Here is an 18307-nt window from a genome sequence, read left to right as displayed (position 1 = left end):
ATGCGCCTACGGCGTCAGGCGCGTCGGGCCGCGGAAGAGGAACGTGGTCTCGCGGATCGAGCCGAGGCCGAGCATCAGCATGACGAGGCGGGCCAGGCCCATGCCGAAGCCGCCGTGCGGGGGCACGCCGTAGCGGAAGAAGTCGAGGTACTCCTCGAGCTCCGCCGGGTTCATGCCCTTCTCGACGATCTGGGCCTCGAGCACCTCGGCGCGGTGCTCGCGCTGCGCGCCGGTGGAGATCTCGACGCCGTTGTAGATCAGGTCGTAGGAGTTCGTGATCGAGCCGTCGCCCTCGGGGCGCAGGTGGTAGAACGGCCGCACGCTCGACGGGAAGTCGGTGACGAACACGAAGTCGTGGCCCATCGTCTCCTTGACGTGCGCCGAGATCTGGCGCTCCGCCTCGGGGTCGAGGTCGCCGTCGGTGCGCTCGATCGTGTGGCCGCGGGCCTCGACGATCTGCTTCACCTCGGCGTGGGGGATGCGCGGGAACGGCAGTGCGGGCACCTGCACCTCGACGCCGAAGTGCTCCTGGATCGCGGCGCCGTGCTTCTCGACGACGGCGGCGACGGCCTTGGCGAGCAGCGTCTCGTGCAGCTGCATGACGTCCTCGTGCGAGTCGATCCAGGAGATCTCGGAGTCGATCGACGTGAACTCGGTCGCGTGGCGGCTCGTGAACGACGGGTCGGCGCGGAAGGCGGGCGCGATCTCGAAGATCTTGCCGAAGCCGGCCGACTGGGCCATCTGCTTGAACAGCTGCGGCGACTGCGCGAGGTAGGCGGTGGTCTCGAAGTAGGGCACCTCGAAGAGCTCGGCGCGCGACTCGGAAGCCGTCGCCATCAGCTTCGGCGTGTGCAGCTCGATGAAGCCCTCGTCGATCCAGTGCTGGCGCAGCGCGTGCTCGATCGTGGTCTGCACGCGGAAGATCAGCTGCGCCTCGGGGCGGCGCAGGTCGAGGAAGCGCCAGTCGAGGCGCTTGTCGATCGACGAGTCGTCGGCGATGGGGGAGTCCTTCGCGACCGACTCGACGGTCAGCGAGCGCACCTTCACCTCGAGGCCGCCGAGCTTGACGCGCTCATCGGCCTTCAGGTCGCCCTCGACCGTGACGAACGAGCCGTGCATGAGGGCCGAGATCTTCCCGGCCGTCTCGGCCGTCTCCTCGTTCACCGGGTTCACCAGCTGGGCGGAGCCGGACTCGTCGCGCAGGATCACGAACTGCACGCGCTTCTGGTCGCGCACCGTCTCGACCCAGCCCTGCACCTTCACGGGGCCGTCGGGGAGCGCTGCAAGGTCGTTGATGAGAGTCCGCTGAGTCACGGGCTCGATCCTACCTTTCGCGCTGATCCGTCAGCTTCGCCAGCGCGATCCAGCCGCCCACCAGCACCAGGGCGGAACCGCCCAGCGCCGCCCATCCCGCCGCGGCCGGCACCGACGCATCCGCCCCGTCCGACGCGATCAGCAGCCACACGCCCACCGCCGCGATCACCACCACGAGCGAGGCGACCGGGCCGCCGTACGGGCGGCGCGCGATCGAGCGCGCCCAGATCCAGAGCAGGCAGGCGCCCGCGGCGATGACCAGCGCGAGCACGAGCGGGAAGAGGAGCGGCACCGTGCCATTGTCTCGCGCGACGGCGGCGGCCGGCTCGGTGCAGGGGTCGCGGCGGAGGCTCGCGGGCATCCTCGGCCAATGGCGGACGCAGGTACGATGGTCCCCATGCCTGCTCGCCGCCTCCATCTCGTGCGCCATGGCGAGGTCGACAACCCGGGACGCGTGCTCTACGGCCGCATGCCCGGCTTCGTGCTCTCGGAGCGCGGCGCCCGCATGGCGCAGCTCGCCGCCGACCACCTCGCCTCCGGCTCGATCGCCCGCCAGGTCGTGCGGCTCGCGGCCCGCCCGCTCGAGCGGGCCCGGCAGTCGGCGCAGCCCTTCGCCGACGCGTTCGACCTCGACATCCGCACCGAGCACCGCATCATCGAGCCCACCAACTCGTTCGAGGGCAAGACCTTCGAGGCGAGCGGCGCGCTGCGGCACCCCTCGTCCTGGCCGCTGCTGCGCGACCCGTTCCGCCCCTCCTGGGGCGAGCCCTACCAGGCGATCGCGCAGCGCATGGTCGCCGCGATGGAGGACGCCTGGGACGAGCTCGACGAGTCGGGCGACGACGGCGACATCGTGATGGTCAGCCACCAGTCGCCGATCTGGATGGCGCACCTGCACCTGGCCGGCAAGCGACTCTGGCACGACCCGCGCAAGCGCCGCTGCCAGCTCTCGTCGATCACCTCGTTCGCGCGCGTCGACGGCCGCTTCACCGAGATCGACTACGTCGAGCCGGCGGCCTCGGTCGCCGCCATCGACGCGGGAGCAGTCTGATGCGCGGCCTCAAGAGCGGCGGGCGGATGCGTCTGGTGGCGGCCGCACTCGCTGCGCTCGCGCTCGTGGGCTGCTCCAGCACCGACGGCATCGCCGGGCAGGTCGGCGACGCCGGCTACATCTCGGGCGACGGCATCATCACCGAGATCGCCCCCGAAGCGCGCCAGGCGCCCGGCGCCTTCGCCGGGCCGCTCGCCGACGGCGGGGAGTTCGACTCCGCCGACCTCGACGGCGTGACGCTGGTGAACTTCTGGTACGCCGCCTGCCCGCCCTGCCGGATCGAGGCGCCGGTGCTCGCCGAGCTGTACGCCGAGTTCGGCGACGAGGTCGACTTCCTGGGCGTGAACACCCGCGACGGCGCCGCCCAGGCGAACGCCTTCGAGGAGCAGTTTTCGATCGAGTACCCGTCGCTGCTCGACGATGAGACCGCGCAGGCGCAGCTCGCCTTCACCGGCATCGTCGCCCCGAACGCGGTGCCCTCGACGATCGTCCTCGACAAGGAGGGCCGTGTCGCCGCGCGCGTCTCCGGCGCCGTGACCGACACCTCGATCCTCGCCACGCTGCTGCGGGAGGAGCTGGAGCGGTGATCACTGCCCTGCTGCCGACCGCATCCGCCATCTCGTCGACCGCCGCGGCCGGGTTCGACCCGGCCGGCGCGGTGCTCAGCGGCCAGCTGCTCGTGTCGGTGCCGATCGCGCTGCTCGCCGGTCTCATCTCGTTCGCGAGCCCGTGCATCCTGCCGCTCGTGCCCGGCTACCTGGGACTCGTCGGCTCGCTCGTCGGCCCCGACGGCAGCCGTCGCCGCATGATCGCGGGCGTCGGGCTCTTCATCGCCGGGTTCACGCTCGTGTTCGTGCTCGGCAGCGCGCTGGTCGGCGGCATCAGCTCGTTCCTGCTGCAGTACAGCGACCTGCTGGTGCGCATCCTCGGCGGCCTGCTGATCGTGCTGGGGCTCGTGTTCGTCGGCCAGTTCTCGTTCATGCAGCGCATCTGGAAGCCGCAGCAGGTCAAGTCGGGCGGCATGTGGACCGCGCCCGTCGTCGGCGTCGTGTTCGCGCTCGGCTGGACCCCCTGCTCGGGCCCCACGCTCGCCGCCATCAGCGCGCTCACCGTCACCACCGGCTCGGCAGGCCAGGGCGCCGTGCTCGGACTCGCCTACGCGCTCGGCCTCGGCATCCCCTTCCTGCTCATCGCGCTCGGCCTCGGCTGGGCCGGCGGGGCCGTCGCGTGGATGCGCCGCCACATCCGCGCCATCAACATCGCCGGCGGCGCGATGCTCATCGCCATCGGCGTGCTGATGGTCACCGGTGCATGGAACGCCATCATGCAGTCGCTCCAGGGTTGGATCGCCTCCTTTGTCACGATCATCTGACGCCGACCCGCTGCGGCCGAGCGACCACATCGAGTCGCACTCGCCGGAGGGCTCCGGCAACGGGCCCATCCTCGGCGTGCGCGGCTGGGCGCGCTTCATGTGGCGGCAGCTCACCTCGATGCGCACCGCCATCGTGCTGCTGCTGCTGCTCGCCGTCGCGGCGATCCCCGGCAGCCTCGTGCCGCAGAACTCCTCCGACCCCAACGGCGTCATCCAGGTGCGCGCCGACAACCCCGAGCTCGTGTGGCTCTACGACGCGCTCTCGCTCCACGACGTCTACTCGAGCCCCTGGTTCTCGGCGATCTACCTGCTGCTGTTCACGTCACTGGTCGGATGCGTCATCCCGCGCCTCGTCCACCACTGGCGCGCCATGCGGGCGCTCCCGCCGCGCACCCCGGCGCGCCTGTCTCGGCTCGTGGGGTTCCAGACCGTCGCCGGCGACGCATCCGACCTCGATGCCGCGAACGGCGTGCTGCGGCGGCTGGGCTACCGCACCACCCGCTACGGCGACTCGATCTCGGCCGAGCGCGGCTACCTGCGCGAGACCGGCAACCTGCTGTTCCACATCTCGATGCTGGCGCTGCTGCTCGTCATCGGGCTCGGCTCGGGCTTCGGCTACAACGGGCAGCGGCTGGTGGTCGAGGGGCGCGGGTTCGCGAACACGCTGTCGAGCTACGACTCGTTCTCGGCGGGGCAGTGGTTCGACGACGCGACCGTCGCGCCCTTCGCGGTGCAGCTCGACGACCTCGATGTGGTCTACGAGACCGAGAACCCGCAGGCCGCCGGCACGCCCATCGACTTCACGGCGTCCGTCACCGTCACCGAGGACGGTCAGCAGCGGCCGGCGCAGATCAAGGTCAACCAGCCGCTGCGCGTCGCCGGCTCCGACCTCTACCTGATCTCGAACGGCTACGCCCCGCGCATCTCGGTGCGCGACGCGGCAGGGCAGGTCGTCTACGACGAGTACACGCCGTTCCTCGCGCAGGACGACCTGTACACGAGCCTCGGCGTGATCAAGCTGCCAGACGGCCTCGATGAGCAGGTCGGCCTGCGCGGCTTCTTCTACCCGACGGCTGCGGCGCTCGAGACGGGGGCGCTCGCGTCGGCCTACCCCGACCTCGCCAACCCGGTGCTGTCGCTGCAGGCGTTCACCGGCGACCTCGGCCTCGACGCGGGCATCCCGCGCTCGGTGTACGCGCTCGAGACCGACGAGATGACGCAGATCGCCGGGGGCGACTCCGGCGCGGAATCGCTCACGATGTTCGTCGGCGACAGCATCGAGATCCCCGGCGGGCTGGGCACGATCACCTTCGAGGACGTGCGCCGCTACGGCGTCATCGAGGTGCATCTCGACTACACGCAGACGCCGGTGCTGTGGATCACGATCGTGCTGTTCCTGTCGCTGCTGGCGTCGCTGCTGATCCCGCGCCGGCGCATGTGGGTGAAGGCGGTCGCCGGCGGGCGGCTCGAGCTCGCGGGCCTCGCGCGCGGCGAGGACCCCGCGCTCGAGCGCGCGGTCGACGACCTCGCGACGCGGGTCGCCGAGGCGCGCGGCGGCGCGGGGTCGGGCGCTGACGGTGCCGCGACGAGCGATGCGGCGGCCGCCGCTGGTGCCGCGGCGGGCACCGCGAGTGACGCTGACGACGCGCCCGCGGAGCACCGGCCGGCTATGGGCGCGAACGAGCGCGAGAGTACGATCGACAGGTGACTCCCCCCGAACTCGACTCCTACTCGCTGCTGCTGGTCTACTCGGCGATGGCGGTCTACACGATCGCGTTCATCGCCTACGCGGTCGACGTGGCGCGCCGCTCGGCGGCGAAGGCCGTGCCGGCGGCCGCGCGCGAGCTGGTGGGCGCCGGCGCTCCCGTCGGTGCACCCGCCGTCACCGATGCGCCCGAGCGGGCGGACGCATCCGTCGTCGCGCCGCCCGGACGCGGGGCCCGCATCGGCTTCGCGCTGACCGTGCTCGCCTGGGCGCTCCACGTCGTGGGCGTGGTGCTGCGCGGCATCGCGGCCGAGCGGGTGCCGTGGGCGAACATGTACGAGTTCGCGCTGACCGGTGTCGCGATGATCGTGGGCGTCTTCCTGGTGTCGCGGCTGTGGCGCGACATGAACTTCCTGGGCGTCTTCATCACGGGTCTCGCGACCGTCTTCCTCGGCGCCGCGACCGTCAACTTCTATGTCAGCATCGCGCCCCTGCAGCCCGGGCTGCAGTCGCCGTGGCTGGTGATCCACGTGTTCGTGGCGACGCTCGGCACGGGGCTGTTCGCGCTCGGGTCGGGCCTCAGCATCCTGCAGCTCATCAAGGAGCGGCGCTCGAACGCGTTCCTGCGCTCGGTGCCTTCGACCGTGCAGCTCGAAGACCTCGCCTACCGCGTCGGCGTGATCGGCTTCATCGCCTGGACCTTCACGCTCATCGCCGGCGCCGTCTGGGCCGAGCACGCGTGGGGCCGCTACTGGGGGTGGGACACCAAGGAGGTCTGGACCTTCGTCATCTGGGTGATCTACGCGGGCTACATCCACGCGCGGGCGACGCGCGGCTGGCGCGGCACCCGCTCGGCGTGGCTGCAGCTGGTCGGCTTCGCCGCCGTGATCTTCAACTTCACGGTCGTGAACCTCTTCTTCAAGGGCCTGCACGCCTACAGCGGCCTCTGACCCCTCAACTCAACGTGCCAGGTGCTGCGATGACGCGATATTCGCGCCTGCCCCGCACCTGGCACGTTGAGGTCAGAGGTGGGGGAGGGCGGCGGCCAGACGGGCGCGCCAGTGCGCGGTGCGCTCGGGGGAGGCCGCGTGGCGACGCAGCAGCTCGGGGTCGGGCGTGACGCGCGCGACCGGGATCGAGCCGCCGACCGGCACGAGCGGCTCGGCGACATCGGCGGCCAGCAGCGCCCCGGTGCCGAGCCCGCAGTCGTAGGGCAGCGACGGCAGCGCGGCGGCGAGGGCGGCGCCCAGCGACAGCCCGACCGACGAGTCGAGCGCTGACGAGACCACCGCGGGCAGCCCGGCCTCGGCGACGATCGCGAGCGCCGCGCGCACGCCGCCGAGCGGCTGCGCCTTCACGACCAGCAGGTCGGCGGCGCCCGCGCGGGCGACCAGCAGCGGGTCGTCGGCCTTGCGCACCGACTCGTCGGCGGCGATCGGGATCGCGAGCCGGTGCACGCGCATGCGCAGCTCGGCCAGCTCGGGCACCGTCGCGCACGGCTGCTCGACGTACTCGAGGTCGAAGCGCTCGAGCGCCCGCACGGCGGTCTCGGCCTCGTCGACCGTCCAGCCGCCGTTCGCGTCGACGCGGATCCGCACGTCGGGCAGCAGCGACCGCACCTCGGCGACCCGCGCGACGTCGTCGGCGAGCAGCTGCCCGCGCTCGGCCACCTTCACCTTCACGGTGCGGCAGCCGTCGTAGCGCGCGAGCACGCCGGCGACCGAGGCCGGCGCGACGGCCGGCAGCGTCGCGTTCACCGGCACCCGATCCCGCACCGGCGTCGGGCGCTCGAGCTCGGCGTCCTCGAGTGCGGCCCGCAGCCAGCGCGCGGCCTCGACCGGCTCGTACTCCAGGAAGGGGCTCCACTCGCCCCAGCCCGCCGGCCCCGAGAACAGTGCGATCTCGCGGTGCGAGACGCCGCGGAACCTCGTGGTCAGCGGCAGCGACACGACGTGCATGCGGTCAGCGAGCCGCTCGTAGGCGAGGTCCACGCGCCCATGCTCGCACGCCTGCCACAATCGTCGGGTGACCGAGCTGCCCTGGGTGATCGAGACGCGCCAGGCGCGCGACCGCCGCCGCAATCCGACGTGGGGCATCCTCGCGCTGGTCGCGGCCGTGCTGTGCGGCGCGATGCTGCTGCTGTGCATGGGCATCGCCTACGTCGACCTCGACGGCCTGGTCGTCTGGATGCTGCCCGTCTGGGGCGTCTTCACGCTGCTGGGCCTGGCCTTCGCGATCACCGCGTTCGCGAAGCGCGGCACCGCGAACGTCACGATGGCGGCGATCACGGGCGCGATGCTGGTCATCTCGAACCCGGTCGTCTTCCTCATCATCGGGTTCGCGCTCGGGCTGCTCCAGTAGTCCGGAAGGAGCGGGGCGGATGCGGTGGCATCCTTGGGTGCATGGCGACGGCGCCCGAGTTCCAGATGCCCTATGAGGGCTGGGTCGACGCGGATCGTGCGCGGCCGTCATGGCGCTCGTACGTCGCCGTCGCGCTGATCGCGCTGCTGGTGGGGGTCGCGGGCACGCTGGGCGTGCAGGCGCTCGCGGCGCAGGGCGGTCCGCGCTCCGAGCAGGCGGCGCGCGACGCGGTCGGCGCGTACCTGCAGTCGATCGCGGCGGGCGACGACGCGGTCGCCGAGGCATCGCTGCTCTCCTCCGCCGAGCGGGCCGCGGCACTGCCGAGCTCGATCGCCGCCGAGGGCAGGCTGCACAGCCCCCGCATCACCGGTGTCGAGCTGGGCGACGGCACGGCGCAGGTGAGCGTCTCCTACGCGGTGGCCGACCGCACGGTGCTGCGGCGCATCGACGCGGTCTTCGCCGACGGCGCCTGGCGCATGCAGCGCACGCTCGGCGAGGTGGTGCCGGTGCGCAGCACGCTCTCGGTGCCGGTGCAGGTCGACGCGATCGGCGTGGTTCCGGCCACCCGCTCGCTGCTGCTGCTGCCGGGGCGCCACAGGGTCGAGCCGATCGAGACGCCGCTGGTGAGCATGGCGGGCACGACGGTCGACGTCGACGGCGATCCGCGCTCGCAGGTGGCGATCGACCTGGAGCCGACCCTGTCGGCCGCGGCGATCGCCGAGCTGGCCGCCGCCGGCCGCGCCTTCGTGGCGGAGTGCAGCGCGGCGCGCACCTGCGCCCTGCCGGCCGGCATCGATGCCGAGCTGCCCGACCCGATCGTCGTGCCGCGCATCGGCCAGGCCGGTGAGGTGGCGGTGCAGGTGCCGGTCGCCTCGGGCGAGGTGGGCACGTCGCTCGAGATCGTCGGCTTCATGAACCCGTCGCTGAGCACCTTCGAGGGCATGCGCTGCGCGCTGGCGGGCGACGAGCCGCGGCCCTGCGGCCCGTGACGGATGCGTCCGCGCGCCTTCCGTGCCGCGCTCGGTCGCGCTCGTAGCATCGACCGATGCTCCAAGATCTCCTCGACGAAGCCGCTGCAGTCGAACGGCCCGCGCGCCGTGTCGTGCACGACCGCCGCGCCGCGTTCCTGGGTGCGCTGTCGATCTGGCTGCTCGGGGCGGCGCTCGTGCTGCAGGTGCTCTCGCTCGTGCAGCAGTTCAGCTATCTGTTCGCTCCGCGCCCGGGCGAGCTGCCGATCGTGATCGCGGTGCTGGCGACCGCGGTGATCGTCGGGCTGGTCGGCGTCGTCGTCGGCTGCATGGCCGCGACCAAGGCGGATGGGCGACGAGCGGGCGTCTTCGGCAGCGCCCTGGGTCTCGGGTTCCTCGTGCTCTTCGGCGCGGCGAGCTGGTTCGGCTGGGGCTTCCTCGGAGCGCTCTCGGCACCGATCTGACGCGTCGGGCCGATCTGACGCGTCGGGCCGATCTGACGCGTCGGGTCTGAGCGGATGCGTCGGGCCTGAGCGGACGCCTCGGCACCGCTCTGACCGTTCGTCGACGAGGCCGGGGCGCACCCGCTGGACACGGCGGTGGACGATTCGCTCCCGCGGGGTGCTTCCGGCGGCCGCACGGGCCAAGATGGACTCGTGTCGACGCCGATGCCCGAGTTCGAGATGCCTGCCGCTGCGCCGGAGACGCTGCCCGCGCGCGCAGCCGACGGCGCGGCACGGCACCCGCTCGGCGCGCCGCCGGTGCGCGACGGCGGCCCGGCCCCGCTCGACGCGAACGACCTGACGACCGAGCCCGACGCATCCGACGAACCCTTGCCGGCACGTCGGCGCCTCGGCATGCGCCACCTGCTGGTCGCGGGCCTGATCGGCGCGGTCATCGGTGCCGCGGTGCCGGCCACCTTCCAGGTGGTCGACCGGGCAGTCGCCGCCGCCGAGGTCGAAGGGCTGCGGGCGCTCGCGACCGACTACCTGACGGCGATCGCCGAGGGGCGCGCCGACGACGCGACCGCGATCGTGCCGCTCGACGGGGCGCGCGCCGTGGCGGCGCCCGACGCGGTGCTGGCGTCGGCGCGGCCGACGGCCGAGATCGAGACGCGCCAGGTGCACATCGACGGCGACCTGGCGACCGTCTCGGTGGAATATCGCGCCGCGGGTCGCGACAGGACGCTGACGCTCGAGGCCGAGCGCTCCGACGCCGGGTGGCGCCTGACGACCTCGCTCGCCGAGCCGGTGGTGGTCTACGCGAATCAGCCCGGCCAGGAGCCCACGGTGGCCGGCACGCCGCTGGTCGACCGGCGCACGCACCTGTATCCCGGCCGCTACACGGTCGACGAGGCCGCGGGGCCGCTGTTCATGACCAGCGGCGAGCCGTTCGTGGTCGACGGCGACCCGAGCTCGCCGGTGGAGGTCTACACGAGCATCATGCTGGTGCCTCGCGTGCAGGATCAGGCGGTCGAGATAGCGCTGCGCTCGGTCGAGGCGTGCGCCGGCACCCCGCAGTGCCGCGTGCCTCCTGGCGCGCAGCTGACGGGCTCGGCCAACAACGTGTGGGTGCATCGCCGCGACGAGAGCCTCGGCTTCGCAGAGCTGTCGGTGCAGATGATGGCGAACGACGGCGCGGCCGCCCAGTACCTGGATCTGCAGATGCGGATGTACTACGACGACGCGGGCACGCCGACGCGGTGGGAATGCGGCCTGCCCGGCTCCTACGAGGTCGAGCTCGCGCCGTGCCCCACCATCGACTGAGCTGGCCGGGCGGGCGCACCGACGACGGATCTCCGCAGGCGCCAACGCGCCGCGGAAGGGCCAAGATGGTGTCGTGTCGACGGCGATGCCGGAGTTCGAGATGCCTGCCGGGGAGCGGGCGCCGACCAGTGCCGCTCTCGATCGCACGGCGCAGCAGCATCCCGGCACCGCGCAGCGGCATCCGGGCACTGCGCAGCGGCATCCGGGCACTGCGCCGCACGTGCAGGCCCCGCCCCGCCCCGCCAGCGACGCGACCGACCTGACGGCCGAGCCCGAAGCATCCGACGACCGGGTCGCGCAGCGACCGAGGCTCGTGTGGCGGCACCTGCTGGTCGCCGGGCTCGTCGGCGCGCTGCTGGGCGCGGGCATCCCCGCGACGGTGCAGGGCCTCGAGCGCGCCGCGGCGGCCGGGGAGGTCGATGCCGTGCGCGCCCTCGCCGACGACTACATGCGGGCGATCGTCGAGGGCCGAGCCGCCGACGCGACGGCGATGGTGCCGCCGGGGTCGGCGGGCGACGAGGTCGCGCCGGACGCGGTGCTCGCCGCCGCAGCGCCGATCGAGGGCGTGAAGACCTGGCAGGTGCAGGTCGACGGCGACGCGGCGAGCGTCGCGATCTCGTTCCGCACCGGTCGCGGCAGCACGCGCATCCTGCTCGACGCGGAGCGCGTCGACGGCGCCTGGCGGCTGGTCACCTCGCTGGCCGAGCCCGTGAGCGTCTTCGCGAGCCAGCAGGGCGATGTGGCGATGATCGCCGGCACGCCGCTGATCGATCGCCTCCTCCTCTACCCCGGCGGCTACACGCTCGACGAGACGTCCGGGCCGGTGCTCCGCACCGCCGGCGAGCGCTTCACCGTCGACGGGGATCCCCGCACCGCGGTCGAGATCTTCCCCACGATGTCGCTGGAGCCGGCGCTGGCGACCGCTGCCGGCGAGATGGCGTTCCGGGCGGCGGTCGAGTGCGTCGCAGCCCCCGACTGCCCGCTGCAGTCGACCGACGGCCTCGACGCGAACCAGGGCGCCTACGTGCTGTGGCACGACGGGGCCGCGGGCACGGTGCAGCTGGTGGTGCCGCTGACGTCGGGGGTGCGCGGCCCGGCGGTCGAGATGCAGGTGCGGATGCACTACGACGCCGAGGGCGTGCCGACCCGGTGGGAGTGCGGGCGCCCGGGGGAGTACGAGGGAGCGCTCACGCCCTGCCCGGCGCTCGGCTGATGCGCGCAGCTGGCGCCGGACTGTCGGCAAGAGGACACTGGCCGGAAGGCCGCGCCGGCGGGAGAATGTCGCCATGTCGACCGGCTCTCCGGAGTTCGTGATGCCACCGCCGGAGTCGACTGCGGCGTCGATGCGCTCGGAGGCCCAGCAGGCGCGGCGGCCGGTGGAGATCGTGCCTCCCGACCCGGCGGTGCTCGAGCCCGACGGGTTCGACCCGACCGAGCACGGAGGCCGGCGGCGGCTCAGGTGGACGCACCTCGCCGCCGCAGCGGTGCTGGGCCTGGTCGCCGGGATCGGTGTGCCGGGCGCGCTCGTCGCGGCCGAGCGCGCGGGTGCCGACACCGCCGCGCAGGAGCTGCGGGCGGCGGCGCTCGCCTACGTCGACGCGATCGCGGCCGGCGACTCGCGCGCCGCGACCGAGATGGTGCCGATCCGCGGCCTCGCCTACGCGGCGCCGCCCGAGGTGCTCCGCGCCGCGCGGACGATCGAGGTGCCGCAGGTCGAGGTGGTGCACGTCGAGGGCGACCGCGGCACCGCGGAGGTGCACTACCGGGTCTACGGCGTCGACGTCTATCGCACGCTGCAGGCCGAGCGGGTCGACGACGCGTGGCAGCTGCGCACCTCGCTCGCCGAGGTCGTCGACGCCCGCGAGCCCGGCAACTCGCTCCGCGCGACGGTCGCGGGCGTGCGGCTGGGCGGCTTCCTGCCGGTCATGCTGTACCCCGGCGTCTACACCTTCGACGCGGCAGCGGGGCCGGTGCTGGTCGTCGGCGGCGACGTCTTCGCGGTCGACGGCGACCCGCGCACGCCGACCGCTCCCGAGGTGACCGTGACGGTCGTGCCTGCGGTGGCGGAGCGCGCCACGGAGCTCGCCGAGGCTGCGATCGAGTCGTGCCGGGAGCGTCCGGGCTGCCTCGTGCCGTCCGGATCGCGGCTCCGCTTCGTCGACCGGGTGACGCTGACGGCGTCGGATCCGGTGGCGCGCACCATCGACCTGATCGTGGGCTTCACGGCGCTCGACGCCCCGGCGCAGCCGTTCTTCCAGATGCAGCTGCGCGCCGTGCTCGACGACCGCGACGAGCCCCTGCGCTGGGAGTGCGGCCAGCCGGGCGTGCTCGGCGGCCCGACCTCGACCTGCGAGCCCTGACACCCAGGATCCGGCACCCAGAATCGGGGCGCTCCGATGGCTAGGGTGGTCGGGTGACCATCTCGCCCCTCTTCGACGCCGCAGAGTGGGCCGACGCCGAGCCGGGCTACGACGACATCACGGTGCACCGCTCGCGCGACGGGCGCATCGCCCGCGTCGCCTTCGACCGCCCCGAGGTGCGCAACGCCTTCCGCCCGCACACGGTCGACGAGCTCTACCGCGCGCTCGACGAGGTGCGGCAGGACAGTCGCATCGGCGTCGTGCTCCTCACCGGCAACGGGCCCAGCACCAAGGACGGCGGCTGGGCGTTCTGCTCCGGCGGCGACCAGCGCATCCGCGGCCGCGACGGCTACCGGTACGCCGAGGGCGAGACGGCCGGCACCATCGACCCGGCGAGGAGCGGCCGCCTGCACATCCTCGAGGTGCAGCGCCTGATCCGCTTCATGCCCAAGGTCGTCATCGCGGTCGTGCCCGGCTGGGCGGCGGGCGGCGGCCATTCGCTGCACGTGGTCTGCGACCTCACGATCGCGAGCCGCGAGCATGCGCGCTTCAAGCAGACCGATGCGGATGTCGGGTCGTTCGACGCCGGGTACGGCTCGGCGTACATGGCCCGCCAGACGGGGCAGAAGTTCGCGCGCGAGGTCTTCTTCCTCGCTCGTGAGTACGACGCCGACCGGGCGCTCCAGGCGGGCGCGATCAACGCATCCGTGCCCCATGAGCAGCTCGAGGCGACCGCCCTCGACTGGGCGCGCGAGATCCTGACGAAGAGCCCCACCGCGATCCGCATGCTCAAGTTCGCCTTCAACGCCGTCGACGACGGCCTGGTCGGGCAGCAGATCTTCGCCGGCGAGGCCACCCGCCTCGCCTACGGCACCGACGAGGCGGTCGAGGGGCGCGACTCCTTCCTCGAGAAGCGCGAACCCGACTGGTCGCCCTTCCCCTGGCAGTACTGAACGAGCAGGATCCCGACGCGAACGGAGGTGTGACCATGGGCATCGTCGTCGAGACGAGCGGATCGAGCGGCGTGCCCAAGCGCGTCATCATCTCCGACGAGGCGATCGCCGCGTCCACTGACGCGGCCATCGAGCGGCTCGGCGGCGCCGGTCAGTGGGTGCTGGCGCTGCCGGAGCACTACATCGCCGGCAAGAACGTGGTCTGGCGCAACGAGGTCTCGGGCGCCCCGCTCGTGCGCACCGAGGGCGCCTTCACGGCCGAGGCCTTCGTCGAGGCGGTGCAGAGCCTCGAGCACGACCGCAAGTACACCTCGCTGGTGCCGACCCAGCTCGCCCGGCTGGTCGACGCGGCCGCGCTCGACCGCTCGTTCATCGGGCCGATCGCGCGCCTCGACCGCATCCTGCTCGGCGGCCAGCGCGCGCCGTTCGGCCTCATCGAGCGCGCCGCACGGCTCGGCTGGCGCATCACCCGCACCTACGGCGCGACCGAGACGGTCGGCGGCTGCGTGTGGGATGGCCAGCCGCTGCGCGACGTGAAGATCCGCCTCACCGATCAGATCGAGATCGCGGCTCCGCAGCTCGCCGACGGCTATGAGGACGCCGCGCTCACCGAGAAGCGCTTCGTCACCGACGGCTCCGGCACCCGCTGGTACAAGACCGGCGACGCCGGCAGCCTGATCGGCGGCACGCTGCAGGTCTCTGGCCGCATCGACGACGTCATCAACTCGGGCGGCATCAAGATCTCGCTCGCCGCGGTCGAGCACGTGGTGCAGACCTTCGCGGCGGATGCGGTGGTCGTCGCCGCCCCGCACCCCGAGTGGGGCGAGGTGCCGGCGGTCGTCACGACGCTGAAGCCGTCGCTGGCCGAGATCCGCGCGGCGGTCGGCAACGCGCTCGGCAAGCCGGCCCGCCCCAACCACCTGGTGACGGTGTCGGTGATGCCGACCACGCCTTCCGGCAAGCCCGACCGCAAGCGCCTGGGTCGCCTCGTGGCGAGCCGCACGCAGGAGCGCCGCCGAGGCCTCTTCGGCTAGGAGGGCCGCGCCGGCTGACTACCATCGAGGTGATGTCCTCTCCTCGTTCCGGCAACCCGGCCAAGCGCGCCCAGCACGACGGCACCGCGCCGAGCCCCGCGACCTGGCGCGACTGGATCGCTGCCTCCCGCCCCCGCACGCTCGGCATGGCGATCGCGCCCGTCGTGCTCGGCACCGCCGCGGCGTTCAACGCCGAGGGCTACCACCTCGGCATCGCGCTCGCCTGCCTGGCGCTCGCCATCTGCATGCAGATCGGCGTGAACTACGCCAACGACTACTCCGACGGCGTGAAGGGCACGGACGCGGTGCGCGTCGGCCCCGGCCGCCTCGTCGGTGCCGGCAAGGCGGCGCCGAAGGCGGTGCGCAATGTCGCGATCGGCTTCCTGGCCGCGGGTGCGCTCGCGGGGCTGGTGGTCGTGCTGCTGAGCGGCCGCTGGTTGCTGCTGCTCGTCGGCGTCGTGTGCCTGCTCGCCGCCTGGGGCTACACCGGCGGCAAGCGTCCCTACGGGTACTACGCGCTCGGCGAGCTGATGGCGTTCCTCTTCTTCGGGCCCGTCGCCGTCTGCGGCACCGTCTACGCGATCATCGGTCGCGTCACCGAGGACGCCATCGCGCTGGGTGTCGCGATCGGCTGCATCTCGGCTGCGCTGATGGTGTGCAACAACCTGCGCGACATCGACACCGACCGCGCCGCCGGCAAGCGCAGCCTGGCGACCCTGATCGGCCGCGGCCCCTCGAAGGCGCTCTACGTCGCGCTGATGCTCGTGCCGTTCGTCATCCTCTGGGTCTTCTCGTACGCGCTCGCCTACGGCTTCGTCGTCTTCGCCGTGCTGCTGCTGGCGGGTCCCGCGATGGTGATCGTCGTGATGGCGCGCTCGCCGCGCGACCTCATCACCGCGCTCGGGCTCACCGGCGCGACCGCGCTGCTCTACGGCGTCGGCCTCGCGGTCGCCATCTGGGGCGGCCCGGCCGGGTTCGTGCCCGCCGCCTGAGCGAGCCGCGCGGCACCGCCACAGCGGACTGGGCGATGATGGATGCGTGCCGACATCGATGCCGGAGTTCGAGATGCCGCCCGAGCAGCCGGGCACAGCGGCGAGCCCTGCGCGCACGGTCGAGGCAGAGCCTGCAGCGCCTGCTGACGAGCGGGACGAGGAAGACCTCCCCCGGGAGGGCTCCGGGCACGGAGTCGCTCGCCGCCGGCTCATCGTCGGCGCCGTCCTCGCGGCGCTCGCGATCGTCGGCGGCTCGACGGCGGCGATCGTCCAGGGCGTGCAGCGCGCGGTCGACGACGCGGCGACCGAGGCGCTGACCGCCGTCGCGGTCGACTACCTCGGGGCGATCGCGGAGGGCCGCGGCGATGCCGCGACCGCGATGGTGCCCGTCGACGGCCCGGCACGGCTGCTCACCGACGCGGCGCGCGCCGCAGCGGCTCGCATCCAGGAGTGCGGCGTCGAGGCGGTCGAGCTCGACGGCGACAGCGCGACCGTGGTCGTCGACTTCCGCAGCGGGCAGCGCCGCGTCGAGCGGCGGCTCGACGCCGTGCGCCAGGACGGCACGTGGCGGCTGACGACCAGCCTCGCCGAGCGCGTCGTGCTCGAGGAGTCTGTCATCGGTCCGCTCCCGAGGCTGCTCGACATGGAGATCGGCCGCGATGGCGGCACGCTGCTCTACCCCGGCATGTACCGCACCGAGGCGATCGAGCACGGGTTCGTGCAGATCAGCCCGGTCACGCTCGTGGTTGACGGCGACCCCCGCACGACCGTCGACTTCCAATCGCTTGGGTGGACCGTTGCGTGGAGTGCTCCGACCGACGTCCTCGATGGCGCTCCGGAGCGCGCGCTGTCGCACGCCACCGCCTGCCAGTCGGCCGGCTCGTGCGCGGTGCCCCCCGGCGCGCTGCTGGGGGCGTGCGCCTGAGCCTCTTCCCTGGGCGATGATGGAGGCGTGTCGTCGGGGATGCCGGAGTTCGAGATGCCGCCGCAACGGCCGGAGGCCCGACAGCGCGCCGACGCATCGCTTCCAGCGGCGAACGAGCCTGCGGCTGCTGAACCAGACCCAGCCCCGGCCGCACCGCGCACGGCGGCCCGCCGCCGGATGATGGTCGGCGGCGTCCTGGTGGGGCTCGCCGTGATCGGCGGCGCCACGGCGGCGATCGTGCAGGCAGTGGAGCGCCAGGCCGAAGCGGCCGCGACCGAGGCGCTCACCGCCGTCGCCGTCGACTACCTCGGGGCGATCGCCGACGGCCGCGGCGATGCCGCGACCGCGCTGGTGCCCGTCGACGGCCCGGCACCGCTGCTCACCGCCGCGGCGCTCGCCGCAGCGGCTCGCCTCCCGGCGTTCGGCGTCGAGGCGGTCGAGCTCGACGGCGACACCGCCACCGTGGTCGTCGACTTCCGCACCGGGCAGCGACGCGTGGAGCGGCAGCTCGATGCGGTGCGCGAGGGCGGATCCTGGCGCCTGACGACCACCGTGGCCGAGCCGGTGCTGCTCGACGCCGCCGGGCTCGGGGCGCTGCCGCGTCAGCTGGGCGCCGAGGTCGCCGGCGGCGAGGCCACGCCGCTGTACCCGGGCATGTACCGCGTCGAGGCGTTCGACCACGGCGTCGCGAACGTCGAGGCGGCGACCGTCGTCATCGACGGCGACCCGAGCACGGCGCAGTTCAGCAACCCGGCGCGCTGGAGCGTGCCAGACGGCTTGGTCGAGCAGGTCAGGGCGCTGGCCCTGTCGCACGCCGTGGCCTGCCAGGCGAGCGGCTCGTGCGGGCTGCCCTCCCCGGCGCTGCTCGGTCTGGGTGACCAGACCACCTCGAGCCTCGCGCCCGACAGCGCGGTCGACTTCGACGTGCCGGTGCGCGTGCTGCAGGACGGCACGTCGGGGCCGACGCAGCTCGAGGTGGGCGTCCGCGCGGCGGTGGGCGCCGCGGGCGGCATCGACTGGCTGTGCAGCGCGCCGATCCCGCGCGGCAGCACCCCGCCGACCGAGCGCGACTGGGAGGCGTGCGCTTGACCTACGGTCGGGCGGATGCGTCCGGGTCGTCGCCGTCGCGGGTCGCCCGGGTCTGCGGCTCGGTCGCGCCATCGGTCGCGCTGTCGGCGGCACCATCGGCATCGCGCACCGGCGTCGCGGGCTCGTCGAGCACCCCGTCCTCGACGTCGGCGTCATCGGGACCGACGCCATCGCGCTTGCGGCCGTCACGCATCCGACGCAGGTCTGCGGCAGCCTCCTCGCGCAGCTTCGGGAAGAAGACGATCGACGCGGCGAAGGCGAAGGCCAGCGCGATCAGGAGCGACAGCGGCCACGGCACCTGCGCGATCATCAGCAGAGCGAACGGCACGACGAACAGTGCCGCGCGCACGACGAGGTAGCGCATCGAAGGTCCCATGGCTCAATCCTATGAGCGCACACAGCGAACGGGCCTACGCT

20 protein-coding genes are annotated in these 18307 nt (G+C 73.1%); 16 read left to right on the top strand and 4 right to left on the bottom strand.

Annotation, left to right across the window (positions count from 1 at the left end):
- Positions 1–6 precede the first annotated feature (6 nt).
- On the bottom strand, positions 7–1314 hold the full coding sequence (gene aspS, locus Q9250_RS10255; RefSeq protein ID WP_306231810.1) for an aspartate--tRNA(Asn) ligase: 1308 nt from the start codon (positions 1312–1314) through the stop codon (positions 7–9).
- Between the two features lie 10 nt (positions 1315–1324).
- On the bottom strand, positions 1325–1606 hold the full coding sequence (locus tag Q9250_RS10250; RefSeq protein WP_306231809.1) for a hypothetical protein: 282 nt from the start codon (positions 1604–1606) through the stop codon (positions 1325–1327).
- 105 nt (positions 1607–1711) lie between these two features.
- Between Q9250_RS10250 and Q9250_RS10245 the strand changes: the two genes are divergently transcribed.
- From Q9250_RS10245 to ccsB, 5 genes are read left to right on the top strand one after another with little or no spacing between them, the layout of a single operon-like run.
- On the top strand, positions 1712–2365 hold the full coding sequence (locus Q9250_RS10245) for a histidine phosphatase family protein (protein WP_306231808.1): 654 nt from the start codon (positions 1712–1714) through the stop codon (positions 2363–2365).
- Positions 2365–2952: a TlpA family protein disulfide reductase gene (locus Q9250_RS10240; RefSeq protein WP_306231807.1), complete on the top strand. Its 588-nt coding sequence runs from the start codon at positions 2365–2367 to the stop codon at positions 2950–2952. Before Q9250_RS10245 ends, Q9250_RS10240 begins: the two co-directional genes overlap by 1 nt.
- Positions 2949–3737 (top strand): cytochrome c biogenesis CcdA family protein, encoded by a 789-nt coding sequence (locus Q9250_RS10235; RefSeq protein ID WP_422665040.1) that lies wholly within the window; start codon positions 2949–2951, stop codon positions 3735–3737. The genes Q9250_RS10240 and Q9250_RS10235 overlap by 4 nt, the downstream gene beginning before the upstream one ends.
- Complete coding sequence (gene resB / locus Q9250_RS10230) at positions 3721–5445, top strand: cytochrome c biogenesis protein ResB (RefSeq protein ID WP_306231806.1); 1725 nt, start codon at positions 3721–3723, stop codon at positions 5443–5445. The genes Q9250_RS10235 and resB overlap by 17 nt, the downstream gene beginning before the upstream one ends.
- Positions 5446–5492: 47 nt before the next feature.
- On the top strand, positions 5493–6392 hold the full coding sequence (gene ccsB, locus Q9250_RS10225; protein WP_306233980.1) for a c-type cytochrome biogenesis protein CcsB: 900 nt from the start codon (positions 5493–5495) through the stop codon (positions 6390–6392).
- A gap of 72 nt (positions 6393–6464) precedes the next feature.
- Here ccsB and Q9250_RS10220 read toward each other — a convergent pair whose 3' ends face one another.
- The gene (locus Q9250_RS10220) at positions 6465–7433 is read right to left on the bottom strand and encodes an o-succinylbenzoate synthase (protein WP_306231805.1); all 969 of its coding nucleotides are present in this window, start codon (positions 7431–7433) and stop codon (positions 6465–6467) included.
- 34 nt (positions 7434–7467) lie between these two features.
- Between Q9250_RS10220 and Q9250_RS10215 the strand changes: the two genes are divergently transcribed.
- The 11 genes from Q9250_RS10215 to Q9250_RS10165 all read left to right on the top strand — a co-directional run bounded on the left by Q9250_RS10215 (position 7468) and on the right by Q9250_RS10165 (position 17890).
- Entirely contained in the window at positions 7468–7803 is a 336-nt protein-coding gene (locus tag Q9250_RS10215) for a hypothetical protein (RefSeq protein ID WP_306231804.1), read from the top strand.
- Between the two features lie 41 nt (positions 7804–7844).
- A complete protein-coding gene (locus Q9250_RS10210; RefSeq protein ID WP_306231803.1) occupies positions 7845–8792 on the top strand; it encodes a hypothetical protein in 948 nt (315 codons plus the stop codon).
- A gap of 56 nt (positions 8793–8848) precedes the next feature.
- Positions 8849–9235, top strand: coding sequence for a hypothetical protein (locus tag Q9250_RS10205; RefSeq protein WP_306231802.1), 387 nt, complete (start codon positions 8849–8851; stop codon positions 9233–9235).
- Between the two features lie 192 nt (positions 9236–9427).
- Positions 9428–10537, top strand: a complete 1110-nt coding sequence (locus Q9250_RS10200; RefSeq protein ID WP_306231801.1) for a hypothetical protein — start codon at positions 9428–9430, stop codon at positions 10535–10537.
- Between the two features lie 73 nt (positions 10538–10610).
- Positions 10611–11750 (top strand): hypothetical protein, encoded by a 1140-nt coding sequence (locus Q9250_RS10195; RefSeq protein ID WP_306231800.1) that lies wholly within the window; start codon positions 10611–10613, stop codon positions 11748–11750.
- 73 nt (positions 11751–11823) lie between these two features.
- Positions 11824–12897: a hypothetical protein gene (locus Q9250_RS10190; RefSeq protein WP_306231799.1), complete on the top strand. Its 1074-nt coding sequence runs from the start codon at positions 11824–11826 to the stop codon at positions 12895–12897.
- 53 nt (positions 12898–12950) lie between these two features.
- A complete protein-coding gene (locus tag Q9250_RS10185) occupies positions 12951–13850 on the top strand; it encodes a 1,4-dihydroxy-2-naphthoyl-CoA synthase (RefSeq protein WP_306231798.1) in 900 nt (299 codons plus the stop codon).
- Between the two features lie 35 nt (positions 13851–13885).
- Positions 13886–14884: an AMP-binding protein gene (locus tag Q9250_RS10180; RefSeq protein WP_306231797.1), complete on the top strand. Its 999-nt coding sequence runs from the start codon at positions 13886–13888 to the stop codon at positions 14882–14884.
- Between the two features lie 32 nt (positions 14885–14916).
- The gene (locus Q9250_RS10175) at positions 14917–15876 is read left to right on the top strand and encodes a 1,4-dihydroxy-2-naphthoate polyprenyltransferase (RefSeq protein WP_306231796.1); all 960 of its coding nucleotides are present in this window, start codon (positions 14917–14919) and stop codon (positions 15874–15876) included.
- A gap of 46 nt (positions 15877–15922) precedes the next feature.
- Positions 15923–16801, top strand: a complete 879-nt coding sequence (locus Q9250_RS10170) for a hypothetical protein (protein ID WP_306231795.1) — start codon at positions 15923–15925, stop codon at positions 16799–16801.
- Between the two features lie 27 nt (positions 16802–16828).
- Positions 16829–17890, top strand: coding sequence for a hypothetical protein (locus Q9250_RS10165; RefSeq protein WP_306231794.1), 1062 nt, complete (start codon positions 16829–16831; stop codon positions 17888–17890).
- Position 17891: 1 nt separating this feature from the next.
- Here Q9250_RS10165 and Q9250_RS10160 read toward each other — a convergent pair whose 3' ends face one another.
- Positions 17892–18266 (bottom strand): DUF4229 domain-containing protein, encoded by a 375-nt coding sequence (locus Q9250_RS10160; RefSeq protein ID WP_306231793.1) that lies wholly within the window; start codon positions 18264–18266, stop codon positions 17892–17894.
- Between the last annotated feature and the right edge of the window lie 41 nt (positions 18267–18307).

The sequence above is a fragment of the Agrococcus beijingensis genome, assembly GCF_030758955.1.
Taxonomy (GTDB): Bacteria; Actinomycetota; Actinomycetes; order Actinomycetales; family Microbacteriaceae; genus Agrococcus; species Agrococcus beijingensis.
Note: the sequence above shows the minus strand (reverse complement) of the source record. Positions and strands in the feature narration are given on the sequence as shown.

Bases quoted from the DNA above. Each gene is read 5' to 3' on its own strand.
- Q9250_RS10210 (WP_306231803.1), top strand. From the start codon at position 7,845: ATGGCGACGGCGCCCGAGTTCCAGATGCCCTATGAGGGCTGGGTCGAC.
- Q9250_RS10190 (WP_306231799.1), top strand. From the start codon at position 11,824: ATGTCGACCGGCTCTCCGGAGTTCGTGATGCCACCGCCGGAGTCGACT.
- Q9250_RS10245 (WP_306231808.1), top strand. From the start codon at position 1,712: ATGCCTGCTCGCCGCCTCCATCTCGTGCGCCATGGCGAGGTCGACAAC.
- Q9250_RS10180 (WP_306231797.1), top strand. From the start codon at position 13,886: ATGGGCATCGTCGTCGAGACGAGCGGATCGAGCGGCGTGCCCAAGCGC.
- Q9250_RS10175 (WP_306231796.1), top strand. From the start codon at position 14,917: ATGTCCTCTCCTCGTTCCGGCAACCCGGCCAAGCGCGCCCAGCACGAC.
- Q9250_RS10240 (WP_306231807.1), top strand. From the start codon at position 2,365: ATGCGCGGCCTCAAGAGCGGCGGGCGGATGCGTCTGGTGGCGGCCGCA.
- ccsB (WP_306233980.1), top strand. From the start codon at position 5,493: ATGGCGGTCTACACGATCGCGTTCATCGCCTACGCGGTCGACGTGGCG.
- Q9250_RS10205 (WP_306231802.1), top strand. From the start codon at position 8,849: ATGCTCCAAGATCTCCTCGACGAAGCCGCTGCAGTCGAACGGCCCGCG.
- Q9250_RS10160 (WP_306231793.1), bottom strand. From the start codon at position 18,266: ATGGGACCTTCGATGCGCTACCTCGTCGTGCGCGCGGCACTGTTCGTC.